The organism is Nostoc sp. CALU 546, from assembly GCF_048836525.1.
This window is the reverse complement of record NZ_JAWJTF010000032.1, coordinates 43,291-59,452: the sequence shown is the minus strand read 5'-3', so window position 1 is coordinate 59,452 and position 16,162 is coordinate 43,291. Positions and strand designations below refer to the sequence as shown.

Genomic DNA, 16,162 nt, shown 5'->3' with positions numbered 1-16,162 from the left:
TATATTAATACGGTCAATTGGGAATTTAACTTTTCAATCCAATCCCACAGAAAACAATTTACCAACTTGCGCCAAATCTACATTTCCACCGCTGATGATCACACCAATTTTCGCCTCTGGTGCTGTCACTACACCTTCGAGTAAAGCTGCTGCGGCGAGGACTCCAGTGGGTTCAACGACAATTTTCAGACGTTCCCATAAGAAAAACATGGTGCGAAGAATCGCTTCTTCCGATACCGTCACCATATCATCGACGTAATGCAACACTAAGGGAAAAGTAATTTGACCAAGGCTAGGAGTCCGCGCACCATCGGCGATGGTATTAGGATTCTTGACAGTTTGCAGGGTTTTGGTGTGAAAGGAGCGGGTAGCATCGTCGGCAAGGGCTGGTTCTACTCCGATGACTTTACAATTGGGTAAAAGTGACTTGGTTGCGATCGCACATCCTGAAAGTAATCCACCACCACCACAACAAACTAATAATAAGTCCAATTCACCAACTTCTTGAATTAGTTCTAAAGCTGTTGTTCCTTGTCCAGCGACTACATGAGGATGATCGTAAGGAGGAATGAGTGTCAAAGAGCGCCCATCTGCTAATTTTTGGGCTAATTCTTCTCGGTTTGTTTCTTGGCGATTGTATAAAATTATCTCTGCACCATAACCACGAGTAGCAGTTTGTTTAACAATGGGTGCATCATCAGGCATGACAATGGTGGTGGGAATATTTAGGATTTTTCCAGCTAAGGCGATCGCTTGGGCATGATTTCCTGATGAATAGGTGATAACGCCTGTTTGTTTTTGGGCTTGCGATAGTTGCGTTAAAGCGTTGTACGCACCTCGAAATTTAAATGCCCCCGTGCGTTGAAAGTTTTCGCACTTAAAGAATACTTGGCTATTGGTGCGATCGTTAACAATTGTAGAAGTTAGCACAGGCGTGCGGTGGGCAATTCCCAAAATTCGCTCTTGTGCTGCTTGCACGTCAGTTATAGTAACAGAATTATGCTGTGGCATTGATGATGAGATTAAATATTTTTGCTCTTGTTTATATAGATACAGATTTTTATATTTGCGCCTAATATGCTTAATCGAAGCATACTCAATTTCAGGTGGATAGCATCATTTATTGTCCGCATAAGAATAGCTACAGCAAACATTATATATTGCTGTAGCTAAATTTATGAAGCTTAAATTAATTATCACGTTAGGAATTTTCGTAACATGAATAAAACATCTGAAAGTCGGCAAAAAAAAACTGCTCTAATTACAGGGGCGGCTAGTGGAATAGGCTATCAATTAACCCAGATTTTTGCTCGTCATAGTTACAATCTTGTGTTAGTCGATAAGAATGAAGAAAAGCTTAACGAAATTATAAATGAATTCCCGCAAAAGTTTGGCATTTTTGTGAAAATTCTTACCAAGGATTTATCTATACCAACATCGCCAGAAGAAATTTTCACAGAACTACAGCAAGCATCGATCAAGATTGATGTGCTGGTTAACAATGCTGGCTTTGGTACTTATGGAGCATTTAGTGAAACAGACCTCAACCTTGAACTAAAAATGCTACAGGTAAATATGGTCAGCCTGACCCATTTAACTAAGTTATTCCTCAAGGATATGGTCGAGCAAGACTATGGAAAAATATTGAATGTTGCCTCAGCAGCCGCTTTTCAACCAGGGCCTCTAATGGCAGTTTATTTTGCTACAAAAGCTTATGTTTTATCATTTTCCGAAGCGATCGCTAATGAATTAGAGGGCACAGGTGTCAGCGTGACTGTTCTTTGTCCGGGGCCAACAGCATCAGAATTTCAACAAACTGCTGCAATGGAAGATTCCAAGATTGCAAACGTTAACAGAATGATGGATACGGCAACCGTTGCGAATATTGGTTATCGGGGCTTAATGAAAAATAAAATTGTTGTTGTTCCTGGGATGAGAAATAAGCTATTGACTGAAAGCGTAAGATTTACGCCCAGAAATTTAGTAACAAAGGTCGTGAGAAGTATGCACGAACTCAAAAAAAATAGGTAGTCTGATACTCTATAATATTTTCAATTAAATCACGGTAATCCCTTTTCTAAAAGCAACGAAGCTGAGTAAAGAGGGGAGGCATAGTGAGTAAATGACAGGGTTAAATGCCCTGTTTTCTAGTATTTAGATGATATCCTAGTGACTCTAAATTTCACTCTTCTAAAATGTTTCAATATCTGCCATAAGATAGCTGCTTTTTTGGATATATATATGCTGTGAAAGTTGGGCAGAAGTAGCTGGATATAAAAACATCACTATAGTAAGATGTGTACTCACTATCTCAACCGTTATTATATTTATTAAAGATAAATCCCAGATGTAAAGAGGTAAATAATGGCAATTAAATTAAAAGTTACAAATATTAAAGGTGATGACTGTGCCAAGAATATAACTAAATCTATTCAGACTATGGAATCTGATGCCAAAATAGATGTGGACGTTAATGCAAAAACTGTAACTGTAGAAGCTGCGGCTTCTGAAGAGTCAATTAAACAGATAGTTCAATCTGCTGGTTATACTATCGAGGGCTATTAATTACGAAGAAAGGCAGAGGGCAGGAGGCAGAAGGCAGGAGGAAGAAAATATATTTTTTGCCTTCTGCCAAACGGGTTTAAAGCCCCTAAGTTTATTTATGAATAAAGATAAAAAATGTATATTGCTTAGTTATATATTCGCCCGGAAAACGGGCGGAATATTATTAATTACTCTACTTGATAAAGCATATTTTCCTCTTCTGACACGCTTGAAATATTTGGATTTATGCGAAATTATAAGCTGTAATAGATACATATCAAGACTGTAGTATTTTGAAAGTATTGCCGTTGCTTTGTTTGCTCTGACAAAATTGTTAAATTTTCTGGTAATCTTTTTCAAGAACGAATTAACATCGGGTCATAGATTTGACATTCTTGAACCCCATAACTGCCTAGAATTAAGCTAGCGTGTTCAAGCTCATTGTCTGTGCCACTAACGATGAGTATGTAATTGCCTTGCTCAATTTGCTCGTTGTAAAAGCGTGCCCAATCATCTGGTATTCCGAGCCTCATAGCGTCAAAACGCTCACTTACATTAACGTCTGTTGACCCAATCAATTGAGAAAAGTCTTTGCAAATTAAGGAAATCTGGTTTGCTGGAAAACCGGCGGTATACATATCGTTAATTGCCGCTTCAGCATTATCTAAGCTATTAAAGTAAGCGACAGCATATTTAGGTAAAATTCCGCTTTTATTAGGAATGGCAGGTGCAGAAGTTGTCGTGGTTAGATAATTTGTAGTTTTATGCTCATTGTTGAAATATTCATAAATGCCAAACTCTTCTATACCCCAACGTTGTAGGATTGCTTCTACTTTAGGAATTTCAGCAGGTGTACAATCCACGATTATGAAATAGTGTCCATGTTCTACTCGCTCGTTATATGCTTTAGCTTGTTCTTCCGATATTCCCCAACCAACTAATGCACCAGCAAAAGTTCCAGTAGCAGCACCAATACTTGCCCCGACAAGGGTTGTAACTAAAGCAGTTGCCGCTGCACCAGCTAGCATTATTGGCCCAACTCCAGGGATTGCTAAAGTACCAAGACCTACTAATAAACCAGTTAACCCACCAACAGCGCCCCCTGAAAGCCCTCCTACTGTTGCGCCTTCGTCAGCTTTATCACCAGTGCGCTCTTTAATTTCATCATTGGCAACCTCATGATTGCGGTCTGCATTCTGTACAACTACAGATACTTTCTCCATCAATAAGCCAGAATCTCTCAATTCATGTAGTGCCTGTTCTGCGTCTCGACGATGAGTAAATACGCCTACAGCACGTTGATATTCACTTAAAACCATTATTACTCCTTGGTAGCAGGGGAAAATTAATTTCCTATAAATCTAGTTTTTCATTATCTGTAATCTTAAGTACAACTTTATTTAGCTCAAAACCATCCTAAGTAATAAAATTCATTACAAACCCCGCCCTCAGCATTAGCAGAGCGGGGTAGTTGATGAAAACCCGATCAACAGATTCTTTAAACGAAAGAATCCGTTGATCGGGTTTAGCCGGTTGCAAAAAATCGGTCAAGATTACGCTCTATCTACTTTGATAGTTCTGGTGTGAAGAGAATGCGGCTGTCATTAATGCGATCAAATGTAGGTGTAGACCAGCGATCGACTACTTTGCCTAGAATTGACATTTCTTGAACTAAGCGGTCAAATTTATCAGGGGTGAGAGATTGAGGCCCATCGGATAAAGCTTTTGCGGGATTGGGGTGAACTTCAATCATTAAGGCATCTGTACCAGCTGCGATCGCAGCCATTGCCATCGATGGAACATATTCAGACCTACCCGTACCATGACTAGGATCAATCATAATCGGTAAATGGGTTAGCGATCGCAATACCGGAAGCACTGATAAATCTAAAGTATTCCGGGCATATTTACCATCAAAGGTTCTGATTCCCCGCTCACAAAGAATTACATTTGGGTTTCCAGATGCCAAAATATATTCTGCTGCCATCAACCACTCGTCAATTGTCGCAGACATCCCCCGCTTGAGTAGCACTGGTTTATCTTGAGCGCCTACCTTTTTCAACAGCGAGAAGTTATGCATATTCCGCGCTCCGATTTGGATTATGTCAGCTGTTCTCGCCACTGCTGATAAATCCGCAGCATCCATCAATTCTGTGACAATACCCAAACCAGTAGCTTCCCGCGCTGCTGCTAATAAATCTAAAGCGCTTTCACCATAACCTTGAAAGGCATAAGGTGAAGTGCGGGGTTTGTAGGCTCCGCCACGGAGAAACTTTGCTCCGGCTGCCTTCACCCGCTTTGCTGTTTCGACAATCATCGCTTCATTTTCAACGGAACAAGGCCCAGCTACCACTACGATCGGGTGATGTTCGCCAAAATAGACATCACCGTTAGGTGTAGGTACAACAACTTCGCTGGCTTCTCCATGTCGGAATTCTCGACTTACCCGTTTGAAAGGTTGTTGCACTCGTAATACTTGCTCAATCCAAGGGCTGAATTCTTGAACCTGTAATTTATCGATGCTAGTGGTATCACCAATTAGCCCCAGTACAACTTTATGAGTGCCAACGCTTTTTTCTACGGTGACTTTCCAAGTTTCACTCAGTTCTTGGCTGATGCGAGTGATTTCCTCAACAGGTGTACCGCTTTTAAGTATGATAATCATCTGTTTTTCCTTGTGTAAGTAAGTTATTGGGTGTAATACAGTCCGTTCGTAGGACACAGCAATACTCTTTGGTGTCAACTTAAGCTCAAACGCTTATCCCACAGGCATTTTACCCCACCCTAACCCTCCCCTTGGAAAGGGGAGGGAACAAGATTTTCCGGTTTCCCCCCTTTACAAGGGGGGATTAAGGGGGGTAATTCGACTTGTGTGTACACTGAAACGAAGAGAGGTTTGTCTAATGCAAAAATTCCGCAAGTTGTTCTAGTTTTGTCCAAGCTGCGCCGCTTTGCAGAATTTCCTTCGCAAGAGTAATACCTTTAACACAACCGGCTAAAACATCCGTTTCTCCATGAATGGCTTCACCAACTTGGAGCGCTAGGGCTGTATTTAAAGCGACTACATCTTGCTGCGCTTGAGTACCTTTACCTTGGAGAACTGCCTTCAAGATTTCGGCATTTTCTTCGACATCTCCACCGCGTAACGCCGCAGTGGGAGCAAAACTCAAACCAAGTTCTTGAGGATTGAGCGTTAGAGAACGGACTTTTTTATCTTGGAGTACAGCTAAGTCAGTGACATCTGCTAAACCAGCTTCATCTAAACGTTCCCGTCCGTGGAGGGCGATCGCTTGTTGGCATCCTAATTGCGATAAAGCTTGAACAATCTCCTCTAGTAAAAGTGGATCGTTCACACCAATAATTTGCCCCGTTGGCCGCATGGGATTTACTAGCGGGCCAAGCAAGTTAAAGACAGTCCGCACCTTCAAAGTTTTTCGCAAAGTTGCGATCGCTTTCAGTGCAGGATGCCAACCTGGAGCAAACAAAAAGGTGATTCCAACTTCACCTACTGCGGCTTGTACTTTTTCAGGAGTGGCGTTGAGATTTATCCCCAAAGCTTCCAGCACATCAGCGGAACCAGTCTTGCTAGATGCCGAACGATTGCCATGTTTGGCAACTTTTACCCCGGCGGCGGCGGCGACAAAAGCGACAGCAGTGGAAATGTTAAAGGTTGAAGCACCATCTCCACCAGTTCCACAGGTGTCAATTAGAGGGATTGGGGACTGGGTACACTTCGACAAGCTCAGTGCATCGCTGGGTACTGGGGATTGGGATTGTAAGACCCTGGCCATGCCCACTAATTCTTCTGCGGATACACCTTTGGCTTGGATTGCGGCTAAAATTGCTCCTGATAGGACATGGGGAATGGCATCTGTGAGCCAACCTTGCATCAAATCTGTAGCTTGGGAAACCGTCAACGATTGCCGATTCAGCAATTGTTGTAATAACGCTGGCCAGTTGTAAAACTCAGGAGTAACGGGGATTTCAGGTGGAATTTGAGTTAAAGCGATCATAATTAGTCATTGGTCATTGGACTAGTTCTGAATGGAGAATAAGTTTGTAGTAAGGACTTTAGTCCTGAATTTTTAAGCACTAAAGTGCTTACTAGAAACTCTGAACCATTAAGGAATAAGGACTTTGGCGACGGTTTGCACATCTTTGTCACCTCTACCGGAGCAATTGATGACAATGCGGGGACTACCTTTTAACTGAGGACAAAGGGTTTCGAGATATGCGATCGCATGAGCAGTTTCCAAAGCTGGGATAATTCCTTCTAGTTGCGAAAGTCTTTGGAATGCATCTAACGCCTGTTTATCGGTGACGCTGTAATATTCGGCGCGACCAAGATCCTTTAAATAACTATGCTCAGGCCCTACACCGGGATAGTCTAACCCGGCGCTAATTGAATGGGCTTCGATGACTTGACCATCATCATCTTGCAGTAAATAGCTCATTGCACCATGCAATACACCTATTTTTCCTTTTGTCAAGGTAGCAGCGTGTTTTTCTGTATCTACACCTTCACCCGCCGCTTCGACTCCAATTAGACGCACTGAAGGTTCATGGACAAATTCATTGAATAAGCCGATCGCATTGGAACCTCCACCCACGCAAGCCAGTAGAATATCTGGTAATCCTCCCCATTTCTCCTGGGATTGAGCGCGAGTTTCTACACCAATTACCGCGTGGAAGTCACGGACAATCATTGGGTAAGGATGAGGCCCGGCAACAGAACCAAGGATGTAATGCGTTGTTTCCACATTTGTCACCCAATCCCGAATTGCTTCGGAAGTTGCATCCTTGAGAGTTCCCGTACCCGCTTCTACTGGACGAACTTCTGCACCCATTAATTTCATGCGGAAGACATTCAGCGATTGGCGTTCCATATCGTGGATGCCCATGTAAATCACGCATTTCAAACCAAAACGCGCACATACGGTTGCAGTCGCTACACCGTGTTGACCTGCACCCGTCTCGGCAATAATCCGTTGCTTACCCATGCGTTTAGCTAGTAATACCTGAGCTAAAGCATTATTAATTTTGTGAGCGCCTGTATGATTTAAATCCTCACGCTTCAAATAAATTTGTGGTCCAGTGCCATCTGGTCTAGCGTAGTTTGTTGTCAGGCGTTCCGCAAAATATAATGGGCTGGGTCGTCCTACATAGTCACGGAGTAAGTTTTGCAGTTCTGCTTGGAAACTCGGCTCGTTGCGATATTGATGGAAGGCTGCTTCTAACTCACTTAATGCAGGCATTAAGGTTTCGGGGACGTACTTACCGCCAAATCTGCCAAATCTGCCTAAAGAATCTGGTTGAACGGTTGCAGTTTTGATGTCTTGTATGCTTACCACTGGTTAAAATCCTTTTATGTTGAAATATATTTTTGAATTTCCTGTGTATTCTCTGTGCCTCTGCGGTTCGTGATTTTTTATCGAACCACAGAGACGCAGAGGACGCAGAGAGAAGAGAGAGGTTTTTTACTTTGCGGAACCAACTTGTTGCAGGGATACTGGGGTAATTGCTGCTTTGAGTTCCTGACAAAATTCTTCTACGGCTTGCAATCTCTCAGTTGGGCTAACTTCAGCTAAACGTTTGACGAAGGCACTACCAACAATCACTGCATCTGCTCCCCATTCCATGACTTGATGCGCTTGTTCTGGTGCTGAGATGCCAAAACCAACGCCGATGGGTTTATCGGTGACGCTTCGTAAGTCGGTAATTAAGTCTTGTACACGGTCTTGGATTTGAGCGCGGATACCTGTAACTCCGGTGACGCTTACAAGATAGATGAAACCTTGAGATTGACGAGCGATCGCTAAAATCCTATCTTTAGAACTAGTAGGAGCTACAAGTAAAATTACCTCAATTCCAAAAGATGCAGCAGTCTGAATTAATTCTTCTGCCTCTTCTAAGGGTAAGTCTGGCACTACCAACCCGCGCACTCCAGCCGCAGCAATTTTGAGCAAAAATGTCTTAATACCCCGGTGCAAAATGGGATTGTAATAAGTAAATAGAATTATCGGCGCTTTCAGTGTAGGAGTTACAGCTTCTAACATCTCTAGCACTTGCTCTAATTTCGTGCCTTTTTGCAAAGCGCGGGTTGCGGCTGCTTGAATTACAGGCCCATCTGCGAGAGGATCGGAGTAGGGAATGCCCAACTCGATAAAGTCAGCACCGTTGCGATCTAAGATACGTAAAGCTTCGGCAGTGGTTTCTAAGTTAGGATCGCCTGCTGTGATAAAGGGGATTAAAGCACACTGTTGGCGATCGCGTAAAGTCTGAAAATGAGCGGAGATAGAAGTCATGCAGAAAAATAGTTAATGATTGGTTAATACTTCTGGAATAATCAACATTTAGCAATTAGCGATACCCACGCTAAATTTTTTGTTAATGAGTCTTTGATACTCGTGAACGAGTCTTTTAGCTCCGTTAACGAGTCTTTTATCTTCGTGAACGAGTCTTTTAGCTCCGTTAACGAGTCTTTGATACTCGTGAATGAGTCTTTTAGCTTCGTTAACGAGTCTTTTATCTCCGTGAATGAGTCTTTTAGCTCCGTTAACGAGTCTTTGATACTCGTGAATGAGGCTTTTATCTCCGTTAATGAGTCTTTTATCTCCATTAATGAGTCTTTTAGCTCCGTTAACGAGTATCAGAGCTTCATTTTTTAGGTTTACCTTAGCACTCAGCACTCAAAAGACTACGCACAGCTTGTTCTACATCGCTTTGTTTAACTAAAGACTCTCCAACCAAAACCGCACGGACACCAGCTTCAGCAACAAAAGATAAATCAGCAGGTGTATACAATCCAGACTCACTAACGACGGTGATATCTAAACTTTGCAAATATTGCTGGCGCTGTGTTAAAAGTTGCTGTGTTATTCCTAAATCAACGGTAAAATCTTCTAAATTGCGATTGTTGATTCCTACTAAATGTAAATCGTCAAGCTTAAGCACCCTATCCAGTTCAGCTAAAGTATGGACTTCTACCAGTGCATTCATGCCCAAATAGTGAATTAGTCGCAAAAAGCTTTGAAGTTCTTGGTCTGATAATATAGCTGCAATCAACAAAACGGCATCTGCGCCTGCTGTCCGTGCTAAATAAATTTGATAGGGGTCAATGATGAACTCCTTGCACAGTAGGGGTAATGCAACTTGTTGACGGATACCACGCAGATTATCAAAACTGCCCTGAAAAAACTTATGATCAGTGAGGACTGATAGACAAGCTGCGCCACCTCGTTCATAAGCTTTAGCGATCGCTACAGGGTCAAAATCTGCCCGAATAATGCCACGGCTAGGTGATGCCTTTTTTACCTCAGCAATTAAGCTAGGTTGCTGAGGATTTTGTTGTAAAGCAGTCAAGAAATTTCTGACAGTTGGAGCCGCAATTAATTGCTGTTGCAAATCAGTTAAAGAAAATTCCTGCTGCATCTGTGCAACTTCTTGCCTTTTATGCAATACAATCTCTTCAAGAATATGGCGAGAAGTCGTAACTTGGTTAATCATAAAATGCTTGAGTGAATGGGAAAATAATTAATTATTCTCGTTCCTAGATGGAATCTGGGAATGCATACAATACGGTTTAGAGACGCGATAAATATACAAGACGCGATAAATCGCCGTCTCTACAAGTATTGGGAATGCATGGGAACGAGGCACTTTTGACAAATGACTAATGACCAATGACTAATGACTCTTCGATGTGTGTATATGCCCGCACCACATTTTTAATGATTTCCAGACCGACTTCTCCGGCTAAAGTCATAATTGATTCTGGATGAAACTGAACGGCGGCGATGGGAAGTGTCTGATGTTCAATGCCCATAATTACGTCGTCATCAGAAATCGCTGTCACCTTCAGTTCTTTTGGCAAATGCTGCGGTAGGGCAAATAATGAGTGATATCTACCGACTGTGAAGGATTCCGGTAAATTTTTGAAGGTGACAGAATCGGAATCAGTAACGAAAATCCGTGAAGATTTACCATGTTGAGGATAGTTGAGAACTCCCAATTCTCCACCAAAAGCTTCAACGATACTTTGCAGTCCTAGACAAACTCCGAAAATAGGAATTTGGCGATAAAGAAGGGCGCCGATAGTTTCCGAAACTCCAAAATCACTTGGTCTACCAGGGCCGGGAGATAATACAACTAAGTCAGGGCGTTCTTTGTCGAATAGTGAATCAGAAAAACCGTGACGTAATGTAGTGACGCTTGCACCAGTTTGGCGAATGTAATTAGCTAATGTATGAACAAATGAGTCTTCATAATCTATTAGTAAGATACGTTTGCCAGTTGCCGCCCTTGGGAGGATTTTAGCTAATTTTAAGGAACTGGATTCATCAATTTTCTGACTCGTTTGCTTAACACGGCGAATCGTTTCAAATAAAGCAGCAGCTTTGGTAATTGTTTCTTGTTCTTCTGCTTGGGGTATGGAGTCATAAAGGACAGTCGCACCAACTCGCACTTCGGCGATGCAGTCTTTTAATCGAATTGTCCGCAGAATTAATCCAGTATTCAAATTGCCATTGAAATTTAAATAGCCGACTGCTCCACCATACCAACGGCGGGCGCTACGTTCATGCTGTTCAATAAAATCTATGGCGGCTTTTTTGGGTGCGCCGGTGACTGTAACCGCCCAAGTGTGGGAAAGAAAGGCATCTAAAGCATCAAATTGCGATCGCAATATACCTTCAACATGATCCACTGTATGAATTAAATGGCTGTATAATTCAATTTGGCGACGACCAATCACTTGTACTGAACCAGGTTCGCAGATTCGGGATTTGTCATTGCGATCGACATCAGTACACATCGTCAACTCAGCTTCATCTTTGTGGGAGTTGAGTAAATGACGAATTTGCACCGCATCGTCAAGAGCATCTAATCCCCGGCTAATAGTGCCACTAATGGGACAAGTTTCTACCCGCTTCCCTTCAACTCGCACAAACATTTCTGGAGATGCGCCAATTAGATATTCTCCACCTAAATTAAAAATAAACCCATAAGGACTGGGATTTATATCTTTTAAAGTTTCAAATAGTTTGCTGGGTTCATCTTCATAGCCTTCAAAAAAGTTTTGACTAGGAACAACTTCAAATAAATCGCCTCGGCGGAAATAATCGAGTGCAGCCTCAACTTTTTTGGCATACTCGCCTACTTTATGATCAGCAGTTTGATTCGGGAGAAGATGTTTTCCGCGATAATCAACAGACTCACCTGTTCGAGGCAAATTCTTCGTGTTGCCATGCGCTGTTTTAAAATCATATTGGAGACGAAATGCCCGTTGCTGATAATAGTCAACAACAATCAATTCATCTGGTAGATAAAGTACTAAATCACGCTGATCTGTAGGACGTTCCAAAAGTTGGGTAATTGGTTCAAACTGAAAAACTAAGTCATAACCAAACGCACCATATAATCCTAAATGCTCGTCTTCTTGACTAGAAAAAGTGTGTAGAATTTCGCGGACGACAGTAAATGCTGAAGGTTGCTTACTGCGTTCTTCTTCAGTAAATAATCTTTTTGTAGATTTAACAAAGCCAACAATATTGTTATTATCTAGAGTAACTTTCTCAAGTTGTATTGAGTTAGATAAGCACTCTAAAAGTAATGGTAGAAGTACTTGACCACGTTCATTTAACGCTATCAAATTAAAAGCATTTTCCTGTGTAGTCAATTCCAGTGGTGGATTGACAAATCCAATCGCCCATCTTTTGTATCTGCCTGGATATTCGTAGCTGCTTCTTAGTAAGCCTCCCCGCTGAGAATTTAAGTGAAACAGAATATCTTCAAGGGCAGTATCCATTTTCACTTCGGTGATGTAGCGAGAAACAGTTACACCGCCAAGGGTTTTATAAGAACGAGAATCAAAAATCATAGGTAATTTCTCACTAATTGTCATTTGTCATTTGTCATTGGTCATTATTAGTAGTTGTTTGTAGATATGACGATGCTATCTGAGTTGTGAAGATTAAATAATCGCCTTATACCAATTTAATGTGAAGTTGCATATATCTTGATCCCCCTAAATCCCCCTTAAAAAGGGGGACTTCGATGGATGTTTTTCCGGTTCCCCCCTTAATAAGGGGGGCTAGGGGGGATCGAATTCTATGCAGCTTCATAAAAAATTGGTATTATCTACTAAAGTCTTTGCCAACGCGAAGTGTATCGTAGAGAAAAAAGAATATTTATGAATGCTATGAATAACTAACTTAGATTGATATCAATCTAAATCAACCTATTTTAATCTGCGGATGATTTGTAAAAAATGGAACTAAAAACTTTTTGCTTCTTATTTAAGAGTACTAGATATCAAGCAGATAATACATTGAATAATTTTTCGATTGGGTGTCAATTTATTCGCTTTTTATACTGCTTATCTAGTACTTTTCCGAATAACGCTGTTTGAAATTCTTCGCCTCCCTCAAAAGTAGTAGATCATCTCATTTAACCTCTGCATTCCTCTGCGTTTAAAATCCAATCCTAAAATTCCCTCAACAACGATATTGCTTCCCTATACAACAACAAATTCACCTCATGAACCTCAATTCCTTTCCCAATCTCTTGTAACAACATTAAAGTCAATTCTCCCCCCAAGTGTTCGCGGAATTCAGTTAAACCCCGGAACAAACAATCAGGATGTTCCAATTGTGATAAATTCTGGGCTAGTTCTGGCACATACAACATGAAACCCAACGCCGATAAAGTATTTAATATTCGTTGCCATTCTGAGCAATCAAGCAATCCTAATAAATAAGAATAGGTGCTATCCAAAGCAATACCGATCGCAACTGCTTCGCCATGACGCAAGCGATAATTAGTCAAATGCTCCAGTTTATGAGCCGCCCAATGTCCAAAATCCAGGGGACGAGACGAACCCATTTCAAAAGCATCGCCGCTATTGGCAATATGTTCTAGGTGCAACTGGGCGCAACGATAGATAACCTGTTGCATGGTATCCATGTCTCGCCGCGCCAGGGCTGCGCTGTGAGAGTAAATATAATCAAAAAAGTTAGAATCCTTAATCAGCGCCACTTTGACGGCTTCTGCAATCCCAGAACGCCAATCGCGATCGTCTAGAGTTGTCAAAAAGGCAGAATCATTTATAACAGCATAAGGTGGCGCAAATGTGCCAAGAAAGTTCTTTTTACCAAAGGCATTGATGCCGTTTTTTACCCCAACCCCAGAATCATTTTGTGCTAATACCGTTGTCGGAATGCGAATCAGGCGAATTCCTCGGTGAGCAGTTGCAGCAGCGTATCCTACCAAATCCAACATCGCCCCGCCTCCGATCGCTAATATGTAGGAGTGGCGACATAATCCGGCGGCTTCAATCTGTTGGTGGATTTGCTCTACGAAAGTGCGATCGTTTTTGGCAGCTTCTCCTCCCGAAATTATCATGGGTTCAGCTGCGATCGCTAGCACCTCTGCATAAAACTTGGTATACGCGACTAATTGCTTCACCAATTCCGGTTGAAACTGTAATATTCCTGCGTCTACCACTGCAACTAATTTCTTCGGCTTTGTCTCCCCATCTGCTGTAACCACTTGCGCTAGCGTCGGGTTTTTCAACTCAAATAAATTTTGAGTGAAATAAACCTCGTAGTTAAAAGTAACCGCAACCCGTTGATGAATTAATCTACTTTTTTGCTTGATGTCAACTATCATATTTTTACAGGTATATCTAGAAGTGCAGCACGATTCAAAGTTTCGAGGAACACCTCTACCGAGTGAGAACCATTTACCTTGACTTGATTATTCATGATGAAAAACGGCACGCTGTTAATGCCATTTAACCGAGCAAATGTTGATTCAGCAACAACTGCATCACTCACAGCATGATTATTTAATTGCAACTTTAATTCGCCAGCATCCATCTGATATGCTGTACCGATGGCAACAATAACGTTAATATCTCCGAGGTTCAAACCGTCTTCAAAGTAAGCTTTATAAATAGCTTCTACAACATTGTTTTTTATGCTTGTGGGTGCAAGTGCAATCAGTTGATGAGAAAGCTTAGTATTGACAGCCAAACGAACTTTTTCAAAATCTAGCTTAACTCCAGCCGCCTCACCTGCGCGTTGCGTATAATCAAACATCTGTTGCAATTCTTCCGCTTTCATGCCTTTTCTATTTTGCATAAAGCTACGAAATTCATAACCTTCAGCAGGAACGGTATTATCCAAAAGAAAAGGATGCCATCGGATATGCACTTCTTGTTCTTGCCATTGTGCTAGTGCATCAAACAGATGTTTTTTCCCAATTCTGCACCAAGGGCAAACGGTATCGTGAAAGATATCTATCAGCATATTTTTTGTTACTCAAATGCTAATATTTGTGTGCATCTGTGGTTTTACAAGAAAGAATTCAGGAATCAGGAACCAGAATGGGCTAAACCTTAGCTATCTGCTAACAGAATTTAATTCTGTGCTACTGGTGGATAAATAAATTGGTTCAAGTTTCCTGCGCTCTTAATTCTGACTCCTGTTAGCGGTAGCGGGGCGTTTAGCCCATTCTGATTTCTGAATTCTTCTTCAAAATCTCGTTGCAAAGCTGTTGTATTTAAAGGCTGTAAAAAAGTGTTAATTTTTTCTTCCAAAAAGCTTTGGGTATTTTCAAATTCTTTAATTAACGCGTCTCTATCTTTCCTTGCCACCAGTTTCGCTAATCGGCTGTAAGTATTAGCTAAAAAACTAATAGCATTACATCTTTCTTCGGTAGCCAGCATAATATCAACACACAAATTAGGATTTTGAGAAAACAAACGTTTAACAATATCAATTTCTTGACGATAGTTAGGAGTTGACATTGTTAAACTCTGCTCTATGTCCACTCTTGTTTGTGCTAAGAAAACGCCCAGACTAAATCTACAAAAATGCTGCGTTGCTTGAATAATCACCATCATTTTATCGTGTTCTTCAGGCGTGCAAAAAACTAATTCACTACCTTTACTTTTAAGAAAGTCTAATAACCATTGAAATGAATCATCGTTCCGACCTGGACACACTACCACTTTTTGTCCCAAAAACGATTTTATATTTGGCCCAAACATTGGATGTAAACCCATGACTGGGCCAGAATGATGTTCGAGCATTGCCTGAGTTGGCTGAGTCTTAATACTCGTGATGTCACAGAAAGCTGTAGTTGGATTAAGATATTTTGCTGCCCGCTTGATAACATCAACCGTATGTTCAATGGGAACGCTGACTAATACTAATTCTGCCTGACTTAACAGTTTTTCTGCATATTCCCAATCTTCATGTTCGAGAATGCTAACATTATGACCTACTAGCGAAAGCTGCTCTTGGAATAATCTTCCCATCCTACCGCGTCCACCGATGATGGTAATTTGTCGGGGGCTGACATGATTTGTGGCAGATTTAGGAATCAGAGTAGCGTGACAACTCTTCAGCACAGCAACCCAAATAGACTCAGGAATACCAGCTTGAGCGAGTAGGGGAGCGACATTAGCCAGTTGTTCATCTAAAGAAGGTTGTTCTGATGCTGCTAATAATGATATGCGATCGCTAAGTAAGGCGATTAAGCTTTGATCGGTTTTTTTCAGATGCTCAGAATAAGAGGATTTCAAAGGCATTTTTCCTATCCCCAATTTTCAAAT

13 protein-coding genes are annotated in these 16,162 nt (G+C 41.5%); 2 read left to right on the top strand and 11 right to left on the bottom strand.

What is annotated here, in order from left to right:
- Positions 1-33 precede the first annotated feature (33 nt).
- The gene (locus tag RRG12_RS17710) at positions 34-1,011 is read right to left on the bottom strand and encodes a threo-3-hydroxy-L-aspartate ammonia-lyase (RefSeq protein ID WP_420760182.1); all 978 of its coding nucleotides are present in this window, start codon (positions 1,009-1,011) and stop codon (positions 34-36) included.
- A gap of 207 nt (positions 1,012-1,218) precedes the next feature.
- On the opposite strand from RRG12_RS17710, the gene RRG12_RS17705 reads away from it, so the two are divergent.
- Both RRG12_RS17705 and RRG12_RS17700 read left to right on the top strand, forming a co-directional pair.
- Positions 1,219-2,031 (top strand): SDR family NAD(P)-dependent oxidoreductase, encoded by an 813-nt coding sequence (locus RRG12_RS17705; protein ID WP_069068848.1) that lies wholly within the window; start codon positions 1,219-1,221, stop codon positions 2,029-2,031.
- A 333-nt stretch (positions 2,032-2,364) separates the two neighbouring features.
- The gene (locus RRG12_RS17700) at positions 2,365-2,565 is read left to right on the top strand and encodes a heavy-metal-associated domain-containing protein (RefSeq protein WP_069068849.1); all 201 of its coding nucleotides are present in this window, start codon (positions 2,365-2,367) and stop codon (positions 2,563-2,565) included.
- Positions 2,566-2,900: 335 nt separating this feature from the next.
- On the opposite strand, the gene RRG12_RS17695 is transcribed toward RRG12_RS17700, so the two are convergent.
- From RRG12_RS17695 to tyrA, 10 genes are all read right to left on the bottom strand, one after another.
- The gene (locus tag RRG12_RS17695) at positions 2,901-3,863 is read right to left on the bottom strand and encodes a hypothetical protein (RefSeq protein WP_069068850.1); all 963 of its coding nucleotides are present in this window, start codon (positions 3,861-3,863) and stop codon (positions 2,901-2,903) included.
- Positions 3,864-4,108: 245 nt separating this feature from the next.
- Positions 4,109-5,209, bottom strand: coding sequence for a 3-deoxy-7-phosphoheptulonate synthase (gene aroF, locus RRG12_RS17690; protein ID WP_420760181.1), 1,101 nt, complete (start codon positions 5,207-5,209; stop codon positions 4,109-4,111).
- Positions 5,210-5,444: 235 nt separating this feature from the next.
- Positions 5,445-6,557, bottom strand: coding sequence for an anthranilate phosphoribosyltransferase (trpD, locus tag RRG12_RS17685; RefSeq protein ID WP_420760180.1), 1,113 nt, complete (start codon positions 6,555-6,557; stop codon positions 5,445-5,447).
- 108 nt (positions 6,558-6,665) lie between these two features.
- Complete coding sequence (gene trpB / locus RRG12_RS17680; RefSeq protein WP_420760179.1) at positions 6,666-7,895, bottom strand: tryptophan synthase subunit beta; 1,230 nt, start codon at positions 7,893-7,895, stop codon at positions 6,666-6,668.
- Positions 7,896-8,021: 126 nt separating this feature from the next.
- Positions 8,022-8,849: a tryptophan synthase subunit alpha gene (trpA, locus tag RRG12_RS17675; RefSeq protein ID WP_420760178.1), complete on the bottom strand. Its 828-nt coding sequence runs from the start codon at positions 8,847-8,849 to the stop codon at positions 8,022-8,024.
- Positions 8,850-9,219: 370 nt separating this feature from the next.
- Positions 9,220-10,050: an indole-3-glycerol phosphate synthase TrpC gene (gene trpC / locus RRG12_RS17670; protein ID WP_420760177.1), complete on the bottom strand. Its 831-nt coding sequence runs from the start codon at positions 10,048-10,050 to the stop codon at positions 9,220-9,222.
- A 166-nt stretch (positions 10,051-10,216) separates the two neighbouring features.
- On the bottom strand, positions 10,217-12,421 hold the full coding sequence (locus tag RRG12_RS17665) for an anthranilate synthase (RefSeq protein WP_420760197.1): 2,205 nt from the start codon (positions 12,419-12,421) through the stop codon (positions 10,217-10,219).
- A gap of 605 nt (positions 12,422-13,026) precedes the next feature.
- Positions 13,027-14,211, bottom strand: a complete 1,185-nt coding sequence (locus tag RRG12_RS17660) for a 3-dehydroquinate synthase (RefSeq protein ID WP_420760176.1) — start codon at positions 14,209-14,211, stop codon at positions 13,027-13,029.
- Positions 14,208-14,852: a DsbA family oxidoreductase gene (locus tag RRG12_RS17655; RefSeq protein ID WP_420760175.1), complete on the bottom strand. Its 645-nt coding sequence runs from the start codon at positions 14,850-14,852 to the stop codon at positions 14,208-14,210. The genes RRG12_RS17660 and RRG12_RS17655 overlap by 4 nt, the downstream gene beginning before the upstream one ends.
- 110 nt (positions 14,853-14,962) lie before the next feature.
- Positions 14,963-16,138: a bifunctional chorismate mutase/prephenate dehydrogenase gene (gene tyrA / locus RRG12_RS17650; RefSeq protein WP_420760174.1), complete on the bottom strand. Its 1,176-nt coding sequence runs from the start codon at positions 16,136-16,138 to the stop codon at positions 14,963-14,965.
- Positions 16,139-16,162: the final 24 nt, after the last annotated feature.

What these genes read in the sequence shown, in the direction of transcription:
- RRG12_RS17655 (WP_420760175.1), bottom strand. Translation starts at nt 14,852, where the DNA reads ATGCTGATAGATATCTTTCACGATACCGTTTGCCCTTGGTGCAGAATT.
- tyrA (WP_420760174.1), bottom strand. Translation starts at nt 16,138, where the DNA reads ATGCCTTTGAAATCCTCTTATTCTGAGCATCTGAAAAAAACCGATCAA.
- trpC (WP_420760177.1), bottom strand. Translation starts at nt 10,050, where the DNA reads ATGATTAACCAAGTTACGACTTCTCGCCATATTCTTGAAGAGATTGTA.
- RRG12_RS17700 (WP_069068849.1), top strand. Translation starts at nt 2,365, where the DNA reads ATGGCAATTAAATTAAAAGTTACAAATATTAAAGGTGATGACTGTGCC.
- RRG12_RS17695 (WP_069068850.1), bottom strand. Translation starts at nt 3,863, where the DNA reads ATGGTTTTAAGTGAATATCAACGTGCTGTAGGCGTATTTACTCATCGT.
- RRG12_RS17665 (WP_420760197.1), bottom strand. Translation starts at nt 12,421, where the DNA reads ATGATTTTTGATTCTCGTTCTTATAAAACCCTTGGCGGTGTAACTGTT.
- RRG12_RS17660 (WP_420760176.1), bottom strand. Translation starts at nt 14,211, where the DNA reads ATGATAGTTGACATCAAGCAAAAAAGTAGATTAATTCATCAACGGGTT.
- trpA (WP_420760178.1), bottom strand. Translation starts at nt 8,849, where the DNA reads ATGACTTCTATCTCCGCTCATTTTCAGACTTTACGCGATCGCCAACAG.
- aroF (WP_420760181.1), bottom strand. Translation starts at nt 5,209, where the DNA reads ATGATTATCATACTTAAAAGCGGTACACCTGTTGAGGAAATCACTCGC.
- RRG12_RS17705 (WP_069068848.1), top strand. Translation starts at nt 1,219, where the DNA reads ATGAATAAAACATCTGAAAGTCGGCAAAAAAAAACTGCTCTAATTACA.
- RRG12_RS17710 (WP_420760182.1), bottom strand. Translation starts at nt 1,011, where the DNA reads ATGCCACAGCATAATTCTGTTACTATAACTGACGTGCAAGCAGCACAA.
- trpD (WP_420760180.1), bottom strand. Translation starts at nt 6,557, where the DNA reads ATGATCGCTTTAACTCAAATTCCACCTGAAATCCCCGTTACTCCTGAG.